This window comes from Mycobacterium sp. IDUB_5, assembly GCF_055419565.1.
The window spans coordinates 636,724-654,526 of the sequence record NZ_JBVAXX010000005.1; the positions used below are offsets into that span (position 1 = coordinate 636,724).

Genomic DNA, 17,803 nt, shown 5'->3' on the forward strand with positions numbered 1-17,803 from the left:
ATGCAGGTTGCGATCGTCACAGGCGCGAGCAGCGGAATCGGCTTCGGCACTGCTGTCAAGCTGGCTGCCGCCGGCATCGCAGTCCTGGGAACCGGCCGGGATCGGAGGCGCCTCGACGAACTGACCGCCACAGTCGGCGATTCCGGTCGGTTGGCCGCTGTGGCCGTAGACCTCACCGCCGACGACGGTCCTCGAAGCATCGTCGACGCCGCGATCGACCGATGGGGCCGAATCGACTTCGTGATCAACAATGCCGGCGTCGGAAAACCAAAGCCTGTGCACGAGACCGATGACGAATCCCTCGACGCGTTCCTGGGTTTGATGCTGCGGGCCCCCTTTCGACTCGCGCGAGAGGCGATCCCACACCTCGCCCCCGGATCGGCGATCATCAACGTCACGTCGACCTTCGCCGTCGTAGGCGGACTGCGAGGCGGGGCGTACTCCGCAGCCAAGGGCGGTCTGACTGCCCTGACCACCCACATCGCGTGTCAGTACGGCGCCCAGGGCATCCGGTGCAATGCCGTGGCTCCCGGCGTCACGCTGACCCCGATGGTCGCCGAGCGACTCGAAGACGATCGCTTCCGGAAGATCAACACCGAGATGACACCGCATCAGCGTCTGGGAACTGTCGAAGACGTGGCGAGCACGATCGAGTTCTTGTGTTCTCCCGGTGGCAGTTTCATCAACGGTCAGACCATCGTCGTCGACGGCGGCTGGAGCTCGACCAAGTATCTTTCCGATTTCGCTCTGTCGTCGGAATGGCTGCCGCGGTGAATGTCTTCACCGTCCTGGACCAGGCCGCTGCCCGATACGGTCGACGGGGTGCAGTCTTTCTCGGGACTGAGCAGTGCCACACATGGAGCGAACTTCGCGAGCGCTCACTGCGACTGGCCGGGTCGTTGCGACACACTCAGCCTGCCGGGTCACGTGTCGCGGTGGCAAGCGAGAACTGCCCCGAGATCGTCGAGCTGATGTTCGCGGCATGGGCGGCCGAATGCGTGATCGTGCCGATCAACTACAAGCTGCATGTTCGGGAGATGCACCAGATCCTCGACGACGCCGGTGTGTCACAGGTATTCGCGTCACCGAGGATCGCCGCCGAGCTCGCTGGGACAACTGCTGTTCCCGTGGAGGTGATCGGCTCCGACGATTTTCGACGCCGTATGGCGTCGACACCTGTCGAATCACCTCGGCGAACCGATCCCACGTCGCTGGCCTGGCTGTTCTACACCAGCGGTACCACAGGTCGCTCGAAGGGCGCGATGTTGTCGCACCGCAATCTGATGGCGATGACGGTCTCACATCTCGCAGACTTCGACGATCCGGACAGCGATTGCAGCCTGATTCACGGGGCACCGATGTCACACGGCTCCGGCCTCTACATCGCTCCCTACGTGTTGCGGGGTGCGCGACAGGTGATTCCCCAATCGAAGTCCTTCGAGCCGGAGGAGTTTCTCGACCTGTGTGAGCAGCACCCCGGCTGCAGTTGCTTTCTCGCCCCGACGATGGTCGGCCGTTTGATCCGTACCGGCCGCGACCGCCCGGCCAATCTGCGGACGATCATCTACGGCGGTGGGCCCATGTACGTGGACTCTCTGAAGAAGGCGATGGGGGCGTTCGGTCCGGTGTTCGTGCAGCTCTACGGTCAGGGCGAGGCACCGATGACGATCACCGGCCTGCGGCGGGCCGACCACGTGCAGGCCGATGACGCAACTCTCGGCTCGGTCGGATACGCCAGGTCCGGTGTGGATGTGGCCGTCCAGCGCGCCGACGGTACCGAAGCAGCCGCCGGCGAGATCGGCGAAATCGTCTGTCGCGGCGACGTGGTCATGAGCGGGTATTGGAACAACCCAGTCGCCACCGAAGCCACGTTGAGAGACGGCTGGCTGCTCACTGGTGACATGGGGTGCTTCGACTCCCGGGGTTACCTGACCCTGCGCGACCGGTCCAAGGACGTGGTCATCAGCGGTGGAAGCAACATCTACCCGCGCGAAGTCGAGGAGGTACTGCTCGAGCACCCCGCGGTCGAAGAGGCCGCGGTGGTAGGCGTGCCCGACGACGAGTGGGGCGAGATCCTCGTCGCGTTCATCGTGGGAACCGCCACCGCGGCTGACCTCGACGCCCACCTGCTCGACCGTATCGCCCGATTCAAACGCCCCAAGCACTACGCCTACCTCGACGACCTGCCCAAGAATTCCTACGGCAAGGTGCTCAAACGCGTTCTACGCCAGACGTTTACCCGTTCGACCGACCTCGACGGAAGTCGTCGCCCGATTGGAGATACATGACCGCCTTCGACGCCAGTGTCCTTCTGCTTCGCCTCGCGTTGGGCCTGACGATGGCCGCCCACGGCTACAACAAATTCTTCGGCGGTGGGCGATTGCCGGGCACCGCCGGGTGGTTCGACAGCATCGGCATGCGGCCGGGCATGTTTCATGCCCGCGTCGCCGCCACCACCGAGGTCGCCGCCGGTCTCGGCCTTGCTGTGGGTTTGCTGACGCCGGTGCCCGCGGCGGGTTTCGTCGCACTCATGCTCGTGGCCGCGTGGACGGTGCACCGCCGCAACGGCTTCTTCATCGTCAAGGAGGGGTGGGAGTACAACCTGATCCTCGCCGTCGCGGCGGTAGCCGTCGCAGGCGTCGGGCCGGGCAAGCTCAGCGCCGACTACGCGATATTCGGGCACTCCGGAGCGCTCGACTACCTCCAGGGCTGGCCGGGTCTTCTCATCGCGGTGGCGCTCGGTCTGGCCGGCGGCATCGGCCAGTTGGTGATCTTCTTCCGTCCACCCGCTGGCACATAGGCCGATGACCCGGTCGGCCGAACGGCCTCCGGCCCGGACGCGACCCGTTCGATGTCTGGCGCCGCTGACCGCTCAGCTTGTCAGTTCGGACACGATCGTCTCGATCAAAGCGACAACCTCGCCGGGGTGCGACAGCATCACCAGGTGGAGGAGTCGATTTCGGTGACGGTCGCGCTGGCTCGCTGATATCCGAAGCGCTGCACCTCAGGGTTGATCGCGGTGTCCGATGTGCAGACGACCGCCCAGGTGGGCCGCGACCGCCACGCTGCCACGGGTGCGGGCTCGGTGAACGCCACCGCGGCCAACGGCCGCTGAGACACCGCGAGCACCGCCATCAGCTTCGGATCGACGTCGGCGCCCACCACTGCCGCGAATCGGTCCGGCGCGACGGTGACATCGATTCCGTCGCCCGCGCCCGCCGTCGCCGGAAACGGCCGTTGCACCAGTGCCGCCGGAAGGACGCATCGGCGAAAGCGCCGTGGACGAGAACCACAGTGGCGTGGACAAGACCTACGGACGGGCGTGCGCAGACCGCGCTCGCGTTCAGGAGCGGATGAAGTCCAGCAGGTCGGCGTTGATGACGTCGGCGTGGGTGGTCGGCATCCCGTGTGGATACCCCGGGTAGGTCTTCAGGATCCCGTTGGGCAGCAGCTCGGCCGAGAGCGGTCCCGCGTCGGCATAGGGCACCACCTGATCGTCATCGCCGTGCATGACCAGCACGGGCAGCGTGATCTGGCGGAGATCCTCGGTGAAGTCGGTCTGCGAGAAGGCGACCACGCCGTCGTAATGGGCGATCGCGCCACCCATCATGCCCTGTCGCCACCAGTTGGCGATCACCGCCTCGATGGGCTCCACCCCGTCGCGGTTGAACCCGTAGAACGGCCCTTCGGGCACCGCCCGGTAGAACGCGGACCGGTTGGTCGCGACCTGTGTCTGGAAGTCGTCGAACACCGATTTGGGCAACCCACCGGGGTTGGCGTCGGTCTGCACCATCAGCGGCGGGACCGCGGCGATCAGCGCCGCTTTCGCCGCGCGGTCCTGCCCGTGGCGGGCCAGGAAACGCACCACTTCACCACCACCGGTGGAATGCCCGACATGGATGGCCTCGCGCAGATCCAGATGCTGCACGACAGCCGCGAGATCGTCTGCGTAGTGGTCCATGTCGTGTCCGTCGCCGACTTGGCTCGAGCGGCCGTGCCCGCGGCGATCGTGCGCGATGACGCGGTAACCGTGACCGAGGAAGAACATCATCTGGGCGTCCCAGTCGTCGGCCGACAGCGGCCAGCCGTGGCTGAACACGATGGGCTGCCCCGATCCCCAGTCCTTGTAGTAGATCTCGACACCGTCGGAGGTGGTGATGATCGGCATTGACGTCCATTTCGTCGGTGTGGTTGTTGGCGTCCTTGCATTAAACCCGTTCTGAGATCGGCGCGCTGTAGCCCTGTCATTGACGATTCCTATGGGGACCACGACGGCGATCTATCACCGCAGCGTCGCTTCACCGACCTTCACGGGGCACCCCCGGGTACTTTCTCTGACATGGCACCGCTCCCTTTGACCATCATGTTCTGGCCGGAGTCGGCCTACGGCCCGACCAATCAATGCATCGGTCTGGCGTCGATTCTGCGCGACCGCGGACACCGGATCGTCTTCGCGGCCGAAACGTCTTGGGCCGGAAAGATCGCGCCGCTCGGTTTCGTCGAGGAACTCGTCGATCTCGCCGAACCCGCACCGGATGCCGGTGACGAGGACGCCGGCGCCTTCTGGACCCAGTTCATCGCCGAGACGGCTCCCGAGTTCCGCAAGCCCACGATCGATCAGCTGTCGAGCTTCATCGCACCGACGTTCCAGGCGCTCATCGACGGCGCCCGTTACTGCGAACCGCGGCTGCGCGAGATCATCGCCACGCACCGCCCCGACGTCATCGTCGAGGACAACGTCGTGCTGTTCCCCGCGCTGACGACCGCGGGGGTTCCGTTCGTCCGCATCGTGTCCTGCAGCCCGTTGGAGGTCCCCGGCGCCGATGTACCGCCGCCGTTCTCCGGGCTGCCCAGCAACGATCCCGCGCAATGGCGTTCCTACCGTGAGGAATTCGATCGGACCCTGCGGCCGATGTGGACCGAGTTCGACGCCTGGACGCGAGACCAGGGTGCCGCAGCCCTGCCGGAGCTGGAGTTCATGCCGCGCGACAACGCGGCCAACCTGTACGTCTATCCCGCCGAAGCCGACTACGTGGACCTGCGCCCGCTCGACGGCACCTGGACCCGGATGGATTCCAGCGTCCGCGAGACCGACGAGGCCTACGTAATTCCCGCGCAGGTCGCCGACCGGCCCGCCGACAGCGCGCTGATCTATCTGTCCCTGGGGTCTCTCGGCGGTGCCGACGTCGATCTCATGCAGCGGCTCGTGGATGTCCTGGGCACCACCCGGCATCGTTACATCGTCAGCAAGGGGCCACAAGCCGATCGAATCGCTCTGGCCGACAACATGGTCGGTGAGAAGATGCTCCCGCAGACCAAGGTCATCCCCCAGGTCGACTTGGTCATCTCGCACGGCGGGAACAACACCGTGACCGAGACACTGCACTTCGGCAAACCGCTGATCGTGCTTCCCCTGTTCTGGGATCAGTACGAGAACGCGCAGCGGGTCGACGAACTCGGCTGGGGCATCTGGCTCGACACCTACCGGTTCAGCGACGACGAACTCATTTCCGCCGCCGACCGTCTGCTGGCCGACACGGCGCTCCGCGAACGCCTCGCCTCGCTCGGTGAGGCGATTCGGCAGCGCGACGGGCTGCGGGTCGGCGCCGATGTCATCGAACGGGTGGGTAACACCCACCGGTGACCGCGCTGCCCGACCCGGTGGACTGGCTGGACCTGTCGGACGGCCATCGACTCGCCATCGTAGCCGACGGATCCGCCCGGTCCGCATTGCCGATGACCGACAGCTCCCGGCGCGCACGTCCCGGCGACGGCACGTCGGTTGCGTTGTTGAAAGTGCTTGCTGCGCAACCGGGGCAACGTCAGCACGGGAACTTCCGGGTGCGATCGTGGACAGCACGTTCGGCCGACGGTGAGCGGCCGATGGACGTCGACCAGACCAACGAGTCGGTGATCGTCGGTGATGCGGCCGTCGTCAAATGGGCAGTCCACCTGCAGGAGGGCCCGCACCCCGCGCCGCGACGCATCACCGCGCTCCGCGAAGCGGGCTTCACAGGGATTCCGGAACCGTGGGGCCTGATCACATGGCAGCCGCCCGACGGCGCGGAAACCGTGGCGGCTTATGTGGACCAGTACCTTCCCGGCGCGGTCGACGGATGGACCTGGGCCGTGGAGGTGATGACCACTGCGGCGCTCGGAGGCGGCCCGGGCGAGGCCGCGGCGACGGCCGGTCAGCTCGGAGTGCTCATCGCCGACATGCACGCCGCGCTGGCGTCCACCGCATCGACCGCCAGCTCCGCAGACGCTGACCGGTGGCACGCCGCTGCGCTCACCACGCTCGACACAGCCTGTGCGCTCACCGAATCCGAGAGCGCTGCCGTTCTGCGCACACGTCGGCAGGAGGTGGCCGCAGAGCTGGCGGTCCTGTCGTCACTGACAGGCACCACGGTCATCGACGGGCACGGCGATCTGCACGTCGGACAGATCCTGCGGAGCGACGAGAGGCTCGTCGTCACCGATTTCGACGGCAATCCGGTGCTCACCGCGCCCGAACGGATGTACCCCATCCCGGCGGTCGTCGACGTCGCCGGCATGATGCAGTCCTTGGCGCACGTGGCGATCGTGGCCCGTCGGTACACCGAGCTGGACCCCGGAGAGCTTCACACGGTCGAATCGACGATGCGGGGGATGTTTTTCGAGTCGTACACGGCGCGACTGCAGACCACAGGGCACGAACACCTCGTCGACCCGCGGCCGCTGCGCGCACTACGTCTCATCCAGGTGATGCGCGAGATGATCTATGCGGCACAGCATCTTCCGCGCTGGATGTACGTGCCCGACGCGGCCCTGCCCGCACTGCTCGATGACGCCGCCCCACCCTCTGAGGAGCGACAGTGAAGCCTGATGCCTTCGTATCGGATCTGCAGCGCAAGCCCGAGGTGCTGGCGCGGCTGGCGCTGATGCTGTCGGAGGTCAACCCATGGACGGCGGTGGTACCCGCCGACACCGAAAGGGTCGTGCTGCTCGGCATGGGCTCGTCGGCGTACGCGGGCACGGTGGCCGCCGCGCGACTGCGCGCCCGCGGCGTCATGGCCGCTGCGGAGCTCGCCTCGTCGGCGCTGCTGCCGGACTGGGGCCCGAAGACGCTGGTCGTGGCAACCTCGGCCAGCGGCGGTTCCACCGAGACACTGGATGCGTTGACCCGCCTTCGTGGTGATGCGACCACGGTCGCACTGACCAACACGGCGGGCTCACCACTGACCGAACGCTGCGATACGGTCATCACGCTCGATGCCGAGATCGAGCACGGCGGCGTCGCCTGCCGCAGCTACCAGCACACTCTGGCCTTGTTGATTGCCCTGGAATGCCACCTTCTCGGCGTCGGTACCGCCGCCCTCGCGGCATCGATAGACGGCGCCGCTGCGGCGAGCGCACATCTGTTGGACAGCGAAAAGGACTGGCTTCCCGAGGTTTCCGAGCTGCTGCTCGGACCGTCGGGCACCTACCTCGCCGCACCGGCGCACCGGCTCTGTTCTGCCCAGCAGGGCGCGCTGATGGTGCGCGAAGGACCGCGACTGCCCGCCGCGGCGTGTGAGACCAGCGACTGGAGCCATGTCGACGTCTACCTCACCAAGACCACCGATTACCGACTACTGGTGTTCTCTGGCTCGCCGTGGGAAGCACAGCTGGCCGAATGGACTGCCGCGCGAGGCAGCACGGTCGTCGGGGTGGGCGGGGACGTTCCGGGCGCGCAGTATGTGCTCCGCTACCCCGGCGACTCCGACGACGACATTGCGCTGCTCACCGAAGTTCTCGTGCCGGAACTGGTCGCGGCGCGGCGGTGGCAGCAGGTCAGTCGGGAGTCAGCGGACTGAGCAGCAACGCGGCCTCGGCCTGGTAGGCATGCTCTGCCCACTGCCGAGGTGTCGTTCCGAAGCGGCCGTCGACAGCTGACGGGTCTGCGCCGGAGGCGAGCAGTCGCTCGATGAGTGGGAGATCGCCCGCCCAGGCCGCGTGGTGCAGCGGGGTGGCTCCCGATTCGTCGCGGGCGTTCGGATCGTCAGGCAAGACCCGGGTCTGCACGTCGACGCCAGACACGTCGATGCCGTGGCGCTCGAGCAGCGCAAGCCTGTCGGTGTAACCGTGCTCGGCCGCCCACTGCACCTGGCGTCGCCACATCTGCTCACGCGACTCCATGGCCACACCGAGGCGGCGTTCCCACGGACCCGGACCTGCGTCTGCCACGCCGTGGTCGAACAGCAACTCCAGGTGCGAGTCATCGGGGCGAAACATCCTGTTGTACAACGCTTGATGGTCGGCAGGGTGGGCACCGCGGCGCAGCAGCAATGCTGCGAGGTCGGGGGCGTGACGGTGACGCGGCTGCCGTCCGGGCCCCTGCTCCCCCTCACCGAAGACGCCCGTGAGCGCGGTGAAGGGAGGGGCCATTCCCCGCCACAGGTAGCCGACGTTCGGATCGGCGCCCGCATCGAGCAACAGCGTTGCCGCGGTGAGGATATCGTCGACGGTCGCATCGACCGGAACACGCGAGTAGCACAGATACATCAACGGCGGCCACCGTAGCGGGCCCCCGCTCGAGGACGCCGATACGGTGTCGGTGCGCAGGTGGTGTCGCAGAGCGTCGACATCGAAGGCCGCAGCTGCGGCCCACATATGCTCGGCCGGCAGGGTGGGTACGGCAGCGAGGATGTCGGCAGCCTGCGCCCACCGCGGCGGGGCATCGTCTGCGGTGTAGGTAAGCACCGCCAGGGCGCAGAACCGGTCTGCCGCACCGAGGGCGGTGCCGTCTATGTCGCTCGGATCCCTACTGAGGTCCTTTGCCGCCTCGAGATAGTGCACGAGCGCCGGCCATCCCGGGAATCCGTATCGGCGGGCCAGCGCCAGTTGGGCGTCGTGGAGAGCGACCCGCTGCAGCGCGACGTCAGGTCGGGGGTGGTGGCGCCGGATGACGGCTTCGGCGTCGGCGTCGCCTGCCCTGGCGCGCCGCTGCAGGGCGCGAGCGTCGGCACGCAGCCGAGGCAACGAGGGATTGTCGGGTAGTGCGCTGGCCATGACAGCCTCCTCTCACAGGCCCGGCGTCCGCGAGATCGGGCAGAGAAGAGGTGGGGCCGATCAGTCGTTCTGCAGGGAGGCTGAGCCTCTTCGAGCGGACGTCGGGCGGTCCTGCGCGCCCGGCCACAGCATACCGGGGACGCCCACCGGGCGGGCCATCGACAGGCAACATAGGTTAGCCTCACTTATGTGTCGCACTCCTACGCCTCTGTCGTCGACACCCGCGCGCTGAGCACCCGGCTGCGGCGCATCGTGCTGCATGTCGACGATCCCGACGCCCTTCAGGTCAGGCCGGACGCCGATTCGGCTGTTGGGGTCTACTTCTCCCCGAGAGATCACCCGGACGGCGAGGGCCGCAACTACTCCGTCCGCCACCACGAGGGTGCGCTGCTCACCCTCGACATCGCACTGCACCGTCACGGACCCGGCTCATCCTGGGCCACCACCGCGGAAACCGGGCAGCGAGTTGTCCTCGATCACGCCAGAGCTTGGTACCGGCCACCCGCGGACACCAAGTGGCAGGTGGTGATCACCGACCTGTCCGGACTTCCAGCGGCGGCTCGCATCGTCGAGGAACTGCCGACCGGGATGACCGCGACCGTCATCGCCGAGGTGCCGACGTCCGACGATCTCGACTACCTGCCCCGCCGTGACGGCGTCACCGTGCTGCCGCTGCTCGGCACCGGAAACGGTACGTGCCCCAGCATGTTGGCCGACGCGGTGCGCGCCCTCCCCATGCCCCCTGGCCGCGGATACTGCTGGTTCGCCGGCGAGGCCGCCGAATCCCGCGCAGTGCGCAAAGATCTGCGCTCCAGGGGATGGCAGCGCGACCGCTACGACATCACGGGCTACTGGCGGGTGGACTCCGAGGCATGGGATGCCCGGTTCGCCGAGAACGGCGACGAGGCGCTGATCGTCTACCAGCAGGCCCTGGCGGCCGGCAAGGACGAGAAAGTCGCCTTCGAGGAGTTCGACGACGTCTGCGAACGGATCGGACTCTAACCGCGTGGTCCTCGACGCCCCGGCACACCCCGCGCCCCGGTCGCTCCCCCGCCGTGTTTCGGCGCGCCGAAACGCTGTCGGACTCGCCGCCGCGACCGCGCTGCTCGCCGTGCTGTGCGTGGCCAGCCTCGCGATCGGCACCCAGCACGTGTCCCTGACGACGGTGTGGCAGGCACTGACTGTCGCCACCGGCCCAGCATCCGGCGACGAGTGGATCGTGCGCGACCTGCGTATCCCTCGCACGGTGCTGGCCGTCCTCGTAGGGGTAGCGCTCGGGTTGTCCGGCACCCTCATCCAGGGAGTGGGACGAAATCCGCTCGCCGACACCGAGGTGCTCGGGATCAACGCCGGCGCAGGACTTTTCATCGTCACCGCGATCGCACTGCTGGGCCTCCAGGGCATCTGGACCTACATCTGGTTCGGGTTCGCCGGCGCCCTGTTCGCGATGATGCTGGTCTACCTGATCGGAATGGCGGGCCGAGCGGCCGCGACCCCGGTGCGCGTGCTACTCGCCGGCGTCGCGATCGGCGCGGTCATGGACGGCCTCGGTTTCGCGGTCCGATTGCGCTATCCGCGGGCGTTCGACAACATGCGGTTCTGGGACGCCGGCGCCCTCGACGGTCGCCCTCTCGAGGTCGCCCTGGCGATCAGCCCGTTCATCGCGGCGGGCGCGGTGCTGTGCCTGGTCGTCGCCCACTCTCTCAACGTCACCGCCGTCGGCGACGATCTGGCCACGAGCCTGGGGGGCAACGTCGTTCGGACCCAGGCGCTCAGCCTCGTGGCCGTGACGCTGCTGGCCGGCGCGGCGACCGCGGGCGCGGGGCCTATCGGGTTCGTGGGCCTGATGGTGCCGCACGCGGTCCGCCGGTTCACCGGGCCCGACTGGCGATGGATCCTGGCCTATGCCGTCGTGGTCGCACCTACGGTGCTCCTGGCCGCCGACATCGTCGGCCGGGTGGTGATCGCACCGTCCGAGTTGCCCGCCGGCATCGTCACGGCGTTCGTCGGAGCCCCGGTGCTGATCTGGTTGATTCGCAGACGGGCCACAGTGCACGAATGACATCACCGATATGACAACGACGATATGACAACGACGATATGACAACGACGATGAAGAACCCGGTGCGTCGGCGGCAGAACGTGCTGCGCCTCGGCGCCGTCACGGTGCGCACCTCTCGACGGGCCGTGATCACGGTGACCCTCATGCTGGCCGGAGTGCTGTTGACCGCACTGCTGGCCGTGGGTCTGGGCAAGTACCACGTCGCACCGATGGACGTGGTGTCGGTGCTGGCCGGTTCCAACACCTCGTTCGACCGGGTGGTGATCCTCGAATGGCGGTTGCCCCGCATGCTGATGGCCCTGCTGGTCGGTGCGGCACTCGGTCTGTCGGGAGCCATCTTTCAGGCAGTGACCGGAAATCCGCTGGGCAGCCCGGAGATCGTGGGCGTCAACTTCGGCGCCTACACCGGCGCGCTCGCCGTGATCGCCACCGTCGGAGCGGGGTACTACCCGGTGGCCGCCGGCGCACTCGTCGGCGGACTGGTGACCGCGGTGTTGGTCTATGCCTTGTCTTTCCAGCGGGGGGTCGCCGGTTATCGGCTGATCGTCGTGGGTATCGCGGTCGGTGCGGTGTTGAACTCCGTCAACCAGTGGATCGTGATCAAGATCGATCACCACACCGCGGTCACCGCAGCCATCTGGCAGCAGGGCACGTTGAGCGGTCTGACGTGGGCGCAGGTGGTTCCGATGACTGTCTGTGTGGCACTGCTGGTGTCGGCTCTCGTCGCCCTCGGCCCCCAGCTGCCGGTCTTGCAACTCGGCGACGACGCCGCGGGAGCACTCGGGCTCAAGCCCGATCGTGCGCGGGCTGCCTACCTCGTCGTCGGCGTCGGGCTGGTCGCCGTGGCGTGCGCGGCCGCGGGACCGATCACGTTCGTCGCTCTTGCGGCACCGCAGCTGGCCCGGCGGTTGACGGCGAGCCCAGGCGTGGCGCTGATGCCCGCCGCGGTCATGGGTGCGGCGCTGCTGTTGGTCAGTGACGTCATCGCCCAGCAGTTGTTCGCGGACAACGAGTTACCCGTCGGAGTGGTCACCGTCTCCCTGGGCGGCTGCTATCTCATCTATCTCCTCGTCACCCAGTCACGGAAGCGGTGAATCATGATGGACAGCCGATTGGCCGCCGACCACCTGTCGCTGGGCTACGGCGACACACCGATCGTCACCGACCTGACGCTGCCGATCCCGGACGGACGCATCACGATGATCGTCGGTCCGAACGCCTGCGGAAAGTCCACGCTGCTGCGCGGATTGGCCCGGCTTCTGCGTCCGGCCGAGGGGCGGGTCGTCCTCGACGGCACGGACATCGGCAGCCTGCACACCAAGGAGGTGGCCCGCCGGCTGGGCCTTCTCCCCCAGACCTCGATCGCACCGGAAGGCATCACCGTCGCAGACCTGGTGGCCCGCGGCCGCTTCCCGCATCAGAAACTGTTGCGGCAGTGGTCCGTTGACGACGAGACGGCGGTCACCGAGGCCATGACGCTGACCGGGGTGAGCGACCTGGGCGACCGGCTCGTCGACGAACTGTCCGGAGGGCAACGCCAACGCGTCTGGGTCGCCATGGTGCTCGCGCAGCAGACCCCCGTCCTGCTTCTCGACGAACCGACGACATACCTCGACATCGCCCATCAGGTGGAGCTGCTCGACCTGTTCGCGATGCTCAACCGGATGCACGGACACACGGTGGTGGCCGTGCTGCACGACCTCAACCACGCCTGCCGCTACGCCGACGAGATCGTCGTCATGAAAGCAGGACGCATCGTCGATCACGGGGACCCACGCACGGTGGTGACCGCGGAGTTGATCGCCGACGTGTACGGGTTGTCGTGCCAGATCATCGACGACCCGCAGACCGCCACACCGCTGATCGTGCCGCGCGCCTCCCCCTACCTCACGGATGGGAGGTGAGATACCCGCCGCCCCTGCCGAAGAAGTCCAGCGCCGCATGGTTCACGCCGTCGTCGGTGCGCACCACGTCGAGGACAAGACCCTTGGACTGCCCGCGGTACGCGTCGGCACCGGCGACGACGACCATGCCGCCGTCCTCCTCGATGAACACCCGCCCCGGCGTGCCGCCGTAGACGCAGCGCGACACGTGCGACGAGATCACTCGGAGCCGCTCACCGCGAAAGTAGCTGTAAGCGTTGGGGTATGGGTCCGACAGTGCTCTGACGAAACGCTCGATGTCGGCTGCGGGCCAGCGCCAGTCGATCAGGCTGTCCTGCTCGGATCGCTTGTGGAAGAACGTGCGATCCGCGAGGTTCTGCGGCACAGGTTGCACGCTCTGATGTTCCAGTCCGTCGAGCGCAGCCTCGAGAACCTCGGGGACCAGGTCCAGCGTGTCGTAGACCAGGCTGGTGCCGGTGCTCGACGGGGTGATCTCCACCGCGCGTTGCACCAGGATCTCGCCGGTGTCCAACTCGTCGTCCATCAGGTGCGCAGTGAGACCGGTGTGGGTGGCGCCGCTGATCAGCGACCAGATCACCGGAGAGAACCCGGTGAATCTCGGCAGCAGCGAGTCGTGCAGGTTCACCGTCCCCAGCCGCGGGATGGCGAACAGGTCGCGCGGGAGCTTTGTCCGCCAGTTGTTGGCCACCATCACATCCGGCGCGACCGCACGCACCCGCTCGATCAGCTCGGCGTCGGGACGTTTCGCCAGCCACACCTCGATTCCCTCGCTGCGAGCCAGGTCCTCCACCGAGTCCGCCCAGATCGATTCGTACGCATGCTCACTCGTCGGATGTGTCACCACGAGCTCGACGTCGTGCCGCGACTTCAGCAGCGCCTGCAGGGTGCGATGGCCCCACGTCTGATATCCGAACATGACGACGCGCACGACGACCTCCCTGGTTCCGGCTAGCCTACTGTGGTTAGCCTAACCTTTGATAGCATGCCGTCGGTCGGTTCCCGCACCCTACCGGTGCGGCCGCCAACCGATACAGGGATCTTCGCAGAGAGAGAGAACACGTTGTCCAGCAATCCTTTCGACGATCCGAACGGCCGCTTCGTGGTCCTGATCAACGACGAGGAACAGTATTCGCTGTGGCCGACGTTCGCCGAGGTGCCCGCCGGGTGGCGCACGGTGTTCGGTGGGCCTGACGGCACCGATCGCGACAGCGCACTGACCTACGTCGAGGAGAACTGGACCGACATGCGACCCAAATCGCTGCGCGAGCAGATGGACCGCGCCGAGTCCGCGCGGGCGTGAGTACGCCGTCGACTGACGGCGACGCACAGTGGTCGGGGCCTGCAGTGCTGCGCCGCGCCGTCACACGGCAGCGCACGCGGCTGGCCGGCGGTTCTGTGCTCATCGCCGCGCACCAGCTCTGCGAAGTCGCCGTCCCGATCCTGATCGGCGTCATCGTCGATCGCGCCGTGGCGACCGGCTCCGTCACCGCCATCGTCAGCTGGATCGCGGTGCTGGCCGCTCTCTTCGTGGTGCTGACCTCCGTCTACCGCATGGGTGCGCGCCTGCTGATGGCCGCCATAGCCCAGGAGGGCCACCTCTTGCGCGTCGAGCTGTGTCGCCGGATTCTCGACCCCCGCGGCATGGTCACCGATTATCAAGCAGGAGAACTGCTGTCGATCTCTTCCACCGACGCCGAGGAAACGGCCTATCTGCTCGACTACGTGCCGCGCATGGTCGGCGCGGCGGTCGCCACGATCGCGTGCGGTGCCGTCCTTCTCCACATCGATGCACCCCTGGGCGTGATGGTGCTCGTCGGGGTGCCTGTGGTGATGATCGGGTTGCAGCTCACCGCACCGATCATCGCGCGCCGCGTCGAGGAGCAGCAGTCGCAGATCGGCCGAGCCACCGCGCTGGCCACCGATCTGATCAGCGGTCAGCGCCCCCTGCAGGGCATCGGTGCGCAACGCAATGCTGCAGACCGATACCGCGTCGCGAGCCGGCGCTCGCTGCGGGCGACGCTGCACGCGTCGCGCATGGAAAGCGCGCACGCCGGTGCGGCCGGTGCCGCGGGCGCGCTCAGCGCGATGGCCGTTGCCGTCGCGGCCGCGTATTTCGCCCTCTCCGGCGACCTCACCCTCGGCCAACTGATCACGGTGGTCGGCCTCGCCCAGTTCCTGGCCGAGCCGTTCACCTTGCTGGCCACCCTGCCGAGTTCGGTGGCCGAGGCTCGAGCCTCGGCCAACCGGGTCGCCGACGTCCTGTCCGCACCAGCCCGACGATCTGAGGACCCCGTGTCGGACGTCGCGGACACTTCCGACGACGCTGCGCTGGACGTTCTCGACGACGCCGGGCGCCTCACGTTCCGTGCGCGGCACGGCGAGATGGTGGCGGTTGTGGCCGCCGACCCGCGCGATGCGACGACGTTGCTGGATGCGCTGGCCGACCGCGACCGCGGCGCAGGCCTCACCGTCCGTGTCGGTGGCCGTGCACTGTCTGACATCCCGTACGGGCAGCGGCGCCGCGCCGTGATCGTCGAAGCTCACCGCGGTGATCTCTTCAGCGGCACATTGCAATCCAATCTCGCGATGTCAGGCGCCGACGCCGAGCCCGACATCATTGCCGCAGCGCTGTCCGCATCGTGCGCGCACGACGTGGTCGCCCAGCACGCCGACGGATTGGCACACCGGGTGATCGAACGGGGCGCGAGCCTCTCCGGTGGACAACGCCAGCGCTGGACACTGGCCCGGGCCCTGGCTGCCGACCCCGACGTCCTGGTGCTGCACGACCCGACCACCGCTGTCGACGCGGTGACCGAACAGGCGATCGCCGACGGCATTCGCGCGCTGCGAGTTGCGCGGCGGCGCACCACGATCGTGTTCACCACAAGTCCGGCCCTACTCGCGGCCGCCGACAGGGTGATCGTCGTCGACGACGGACAGGTGCGCGGTGAAGGCACCCACGAGGATCTCGTCGACTCCCATCACGGTTACCGGGAATTGGTGCACCGATGACGATCAGCACCTCGACGACACCACCGGTCCTGCCCGTCGCCACGATGCGACGGACGTGGACGTGGCTGGCCGGCGAAGCAGGCAGGCGCAAGGCGGCCAGCGCTGCAGCGCTTGTGGTCGGCCTGACTGCGGCAGCAGCAGCGACCGTGCCGATCTACCTCCTCGGCTCACTGGTCGACCGCGTCGACGAGGGACGCTCGGCCGGGCTCGTCGGCCTGGCCGCGGTGATCGGAGTGAGCGCGGTGATCGGCGGGCTCGGCACGGGCCTGTCCTCCTACCTGATCGCCCGCCTGGGTGAGTCCGCCGTCGCGGACCTGCGAGAAGACGTGCTGCGCCACGCACTGGACCTGCCGGCCACGACCATCGAGGACAGTGGCCGGGGAGATCTGCTGTCCCGGGTCGGCGCGGATGTCGCCGCGGTCGCCAAAGCCGTCTCCCAGGTACTTCCGGACATGCTCAATGCCTTCTTCCTCGGTGTCGTGACCGTGATCGGGATGGCGGGAATCGATTGGCGTCTGGGAGTGGCTGGCGCACTGTGCATTCCGGCCTACATCGCCGGACTGTTGTGGTACCTGCCGAGATCGGCGCCGCTGTACGCACAGCAGCGCATCGCGCTCGCCGAACGTGCCCAGGCCACCGTCGAGTCCATTCAGGGGGCGCGCACCATCGACGCCTACGAGGTACACGACGAGCATCTACGCGTCATCGAGAACGCCTCGGCGCGCGCCCGCGACGTCGAAGTCACGGTCTTCGGGCTGTTCACCAGGTTCGTAGGGCGTGTCAATCGAGCCGAATTCATCGGCCTGAGCGCCACGTTGATCGTCGGCTTCCTGCTGGTCCGTAGCGGCACCGTCACCGTCGGGCAGACGACTGCCGCGGCGCTGATGTTCCATCGGCTCTTCAACCCGATCGGGATGATGATGTACAACTTCGACGAGATCCAGGCGGGCGCTGCGTGCCTTGCCCGTCTCGTCGGAGTGATCGACCTGAAGCCCCCACCCCAGGACGCCCCGCCGGTCCCGGCGGCCGAGCCGGCCTCGGCCGACGTCGAGGTGCGCAACGTGTCGTTCCGGTATGGAGCCGGCCCGCTTGTCCTGCAGGATGTGACGCTCTCGATCCCGGCCGGGACCCGATGTGCGCTGGTGGGCACCACTGGTGCGGGCAAGAGCACGCTGGCCGCGGTCATCGCGGGGCTGTTCGTGCCGAACACAGGCCAGACCCTCATCGGTGGCGTGTGCGTCGCCGACATTCCCGACGATCGGCTGCGCAGCTGGGTGGCCACGGTCACCCAGGAAGTGCACGTGTTCTCCGGCACGATCCTCGACGACCTGCGGTTGGCCGCACCCGAGGCCACCCGGGAGCAGGTGCTCGACGCGCTGGCCCGGGTCGGCGCCCGCGACTGGGTCGAGGGACTGGCCGACGGGCTGGACACCCTCGTCGGCGAACACGGTATCGACGTGACCGCAGCGCAGGCGCAACATCTGGCGTTGGCGCGACTGGTGCTCGCCGACCCGCGCGTCGTCGTGCTCGACGAGGCGACCGCAGAAGCCGGCAGCGCCGCCGCCGGAGAGCTCGATGCCGCCGCCCTGGCCGCCACCGAAGGGCGAACCACACTCGTTGTCGCGCATCGCCTCTCGCAGGCCGCCATTGCCGATCAGATTCTCGTGATGGACGGCGGGCGCATCGTCGAGCGCGGCACCCACGACGAACTGCTGGCTCGTGACGGCCGCTATGCCCGGCTGTGGCGCGCCTGGCGCGCCCACAGCTAGACCCACCCGCACCACTCACACGAAGA

The 17,803-nt window shown here is 67.7% G+C and carries 17 protein-coding genes; 13 read left to right on the plus strand and 4 right to left on the minus strand.

What is annotated here, in order from left to right; all coding sequences use genetic code 11:
* From ACZY1G_RS19885 to ACZY1G_RS19895, 3 genes are read left to right on the plus strand one after another with little or no spacing between them, the layout of a single operon-like run.
* Entirely contained in the window at positions 1 to 774 is a 774-nt protein-coding gene (locus ACZY1G_RS19885) for an SDR family NAD(P)-dependent oxidoreductase (RefSeq protein ID WP_463816467.1), read from the plus strand.
* Complete coding sequence (locus tag ACZY1G_RS19890) at positions 771 to 2,288, plus strand: acyl-CoA synthetase (protein ID WP_463816531.1); 1,518 nt, start codon at positions 771 to 773, stop codon at positions 2,286 to 2,288. The genes ACZY1G_RS19885 and ACZY1G_RS19890 overlap by 4 nt, the downstream gene beginning before the upstream one ends.
* Entirely contained in the window at positions 2,285 to 2,800 is a 516-nt protein-coding gene (locus tag ACZY1G_RS19895; RefSeq protein ID WP_463816468.1) for a DoxX family protein, read from the plus strand. The genes ACZY1G_RS19890 and ACZY1G_RS19895 overlap by 4 nt, the downstream gene beginning before the upstream one ends.
* Before the next feature lie 137 nt (positions 2,801 to 2,937).
* Here ACZY1G_RS19895 and ACZY1G_RS19900 read toward each other — a convergent pair whose 3' ends face one another.
* Both ACZY1G_RS19900 and ACZY1G_RS19905 read right to left on the minus strand, forming a co-directional pair.
* Positions 2,938 to 3,243: a hypothetical protein gene (locus ACZY1G_RS19900; RefSeq protein ID WP_463816469.1), complete on the minus strand. Its 306-nt coding sequence runs from the start codon at positions 3,241 to 3,243 to the stop codon at positions 2,938 to 2,940.
* 100 nt (positions 3,244 to 3,343) lie between these two features.
* Entirely contained in the window at positions 3,344 to 4,168 is an 825-nt protein-coding gene (locus ACZY1G_RS19905) for an alpha/beta fold hydrolase (protein ID WP_463816470.1), read from the minus strand.
* 171 nt (positions 4,169 to 4,339) lie between these two features.
* On the opposite strand from ACZY1G_RS19905, the gene ACZY1G_RS19910 reads away from it, so the two are divergent.
* From ACZY1G_RS19910 to ACZY1G_RS19920, 3 genes are read left to right on the plus strand one after another with little or no spacing between them, the layout of a single operon-like run.
* Positions 4,340 to 5,644 carry a glycosyltransferase gene (locus tag ACZY1G_RS19910; protein WP_463823390.1) on the plus strand — a complete coding sequence of 435 codons (1,305 nt, stop codon included), beginning with the start codon at positions 4,340 to 4,342 and terminating at the stop codon, positions 5,642 to 5,644.
* The gene (locus ACZY1G_RS19915) at positions 5,641 to 6,858 is read left to right on the plus strand and encodes a glucosamine kinase (protein ID WP_463823391.1); all 1,218 of its coding nucleotides are present in this window, start codon (positions 5,641 to 5,643) and stop codon (positions 6,856 to 6,858) included. The genes ACZY1G_RS19910 and ACZY1G_RS19915 overlap by 4 nt, the downstream gene beginning before the upstream one ends.
* On the plus strand, positions 6,855 to 7,835 hold the full coding sequence (locus ACZY1G_RS19920) for an SIS domain-containing protein (RefSeq protein WP_463823392.1): 981 nt from the start codon (positions 6,855 to 6,857) through the stop codon (positions 7,833 to 7,835). The genes ACZY1G_RS19915 and ACZY1G_RS19920 overlap by 4 nt, the downstream gene beginning before the upstream one ends.
* Here the strand turns inward: ACZY1G_RS19920 and ACZY1G_RS19925 are convergent.
* Positions 7,813 to 9,030, minus strand: coding sequence for an ankyrin repeat domain-containing protein (locus tag ACZY1G_RS19925; RefSeq protein WP_463823393.1), 1,218 nt, complete (start codon positions 9,028 to 9,030; stop codon positions 7,813 to 7,815). The genes ACZY1G_RS19920 and ACZY1G_RS19925 overlap by 23 nt on opposite strands.
* A gap of 189 nt (positions 9,031 to 9,219) precedes the next feature.
* Between ACZY1G_RS19925 and ACZY1G_RS19930 the strand changes: the two genes are divergently transcribed.
* The 4 genes from ACZY1G_RS19930 to ACZY1G_RS19945 are packed head-to-tail and all read left to right on the plus strand — an operon-like array spanning position 9,220 to position 12,996.
* Positions 9,220 to 10,032, plus strand: a complete 813-nt coding sequence (locus tag ACZY1G_RS19930) for a siderophore-interacting protein (RefSeq protein ID WP_463823394.1) — start codon at positions 9,220 to 9,222, stop codon at positions 10,030 to 10,032.
* Between the two features lie 4 nt (positions 10,033 to 10,036).
* Complete coding sequence (locus ACZY1G_RS19935; RefSeq protein ID WP_463823395.1) at positions 10,037 to 11,092, plus strand: FecCD family ABC transporter permease; 1,056 nt, start codon at positions 10,037 to 10,039, stop codon at positions 11,090 to 11,092.
* Between the two features lie 38 nt (positions 11,093 to 11,130).
* On the plus strand, positions 11,131 to 12,186 hold the full coding sequence (locus tag ACZY1G_RS19940) for a FecCD family ABC transporter permease (protein WP_463816477.1): 1,056 nt from the start codon (positions 11,131 to 11,133) through the stop codon (positions 12,184 to 12,186).
* A gap of 3 nt (positions 12,187 to 12,189) precedes the next feature.
* Positions 12,190 to 12,996 (plus strand): ABC transporter ATP-binding protein, encoded by an 807-nt coding sequence (locus tag ACZY1G_RS19945; protein ID WP_463823396.1) that lies wholly within the window; start codon positions 12,190 to 12,192, stop codon positions 12,994 to 12,996.
* Here the strand turns inward: ACZY1G_RS19945 and ACZY1G_RS19950 are convergent.
* A complete protein-coding gene (locus tag ACZY1G_RS19950; protein ID WP_463823397.1) occupies positions 12,980 to 13,924 on the minus strand; it encodes a methionyl-tRNA formyltransferase in 945 nt (314 codons plus the stop codon). The genes ACZY1G_RS19945 and ACZY1G_RS19950 overlap by 17 nt on opposite strands.
* A 132-nt stretch (positions 13,925 to 14,056) precedes the next feature.
* On the opposite strand from ACZY1G_RS19950, the gene ACZY1G_RS19955 reads away from it, so the two are divergent.
* The 3 genes from ACZY1G_RS19955 to ACZY1G_RS19965 are packed head-to-tail and all read left to right on the plus strand — an operon-like array spanning position 14,057 to position 17,777.
* The gene (locus tag ACZY1G_RS19955) at positions 14,057 to 14,296 is read left to right on the plus strand and encodes an MbtH family protein (protein ID WP_463816480.1); all 240 of its coding nucleotides are present in this window, start codon (positions 14,057 to 14,059) and stop codon (positions 14,294 to 14,296) included.
* Positions 14,293 to 16,008, plus strand: a complete 1,716-nt coding sequence (locus ACZY1G_RS19960; RefSeq protein WP_463823398.1) for an ABC transporter ATP-binding protein — start codon at positions 14,293 to 14,295, stop codon at positions 16,006 to 16,008. Before ACZY1G_RS19955 ends, ACZY1G_RS19960 begins: the two co-directional genes overlap by 4 nt.
* Positions 16,005 to 17,777: an ABC transporter ATP-binding protein gene (locus ACZY1G_RS19965; protein ID WP_463816482.1), complete on the plus strand. Its 1,773-nt coding sequence runs from the start codon at positions 16,005 to 16,007 to the stop codon at positions 17,775 to 17,777. The genes ACZY1G_RS19960 and ACZY1G_RS19965 overlap by 4 nt, the downstream gene beginning before the upstream one ends.
* The last annotated feature ends 26 nt before the right edge of the window (positions 17,778 to 17,803 follow it).

Excerpts from the sequence above, each read along its gene's own strand:
- ACZY1G_RS19910 (WP_463823390.1), top strand. The coding sequence starts at position 4,340 with ATGGCACCGCTCCCTTTGACCATCATGTTCTGGCCGGAGTCGGCCTAC.
- ACZY1G_RS19895 (WP_463816468.1), top strand. The coding sequence starts at position 2,285 with ATGACCGCCTTCGACGCCAGTGTCCTTCTGCTTCGCCTCGCGTTGGGC.
- ACZY1G_RS19925 (WP_463823393.1), bottom strand. The coding sequence starts at position 9,030 with ATGGCCAGCGCACTACCCGACAATCCCTCGTTGCCTCGGCTGCGTGCC.
- ACZY1G_RS19965 (WP_463816482.1), top strand. The coding sequence starts at position 16,005 with ATGACGATCAGCACCTCGACGACACCACCGGTCCTGCCCGTCGCCACG.
- ACZY1G_RS19885 (WP_463816467.1), top strand. The coding sequence starts at position 1 with ATGCAGGTTGCGATCGTCACAGGCGCGAGCAGCGGAATCGGCTTCGGC.
- ACZY1G_RS19940 (WP_463816477.1), top strand. The coding sequence starts at position 11,131 with ATGACAACGACGATGAAGAACCCGGTGCGTCGGCGGCAGAACGTGCTG.
- ACZY1G_RS19945 (WP_463823396.1), top strand. The coding sequence starts at position 12,190 with ATGATGGACAGCCGATTGGCCGCCGACCACCTGTCGCTGGGCTACGGC.
- ACZY1G_RS19905 (WP_463816470.1), bottom strand. The coding sequence starts at position 4,168 with ATGCCGATCATCACCACCTCCGACGGTGTCGAGATCTACTACAAGGAC.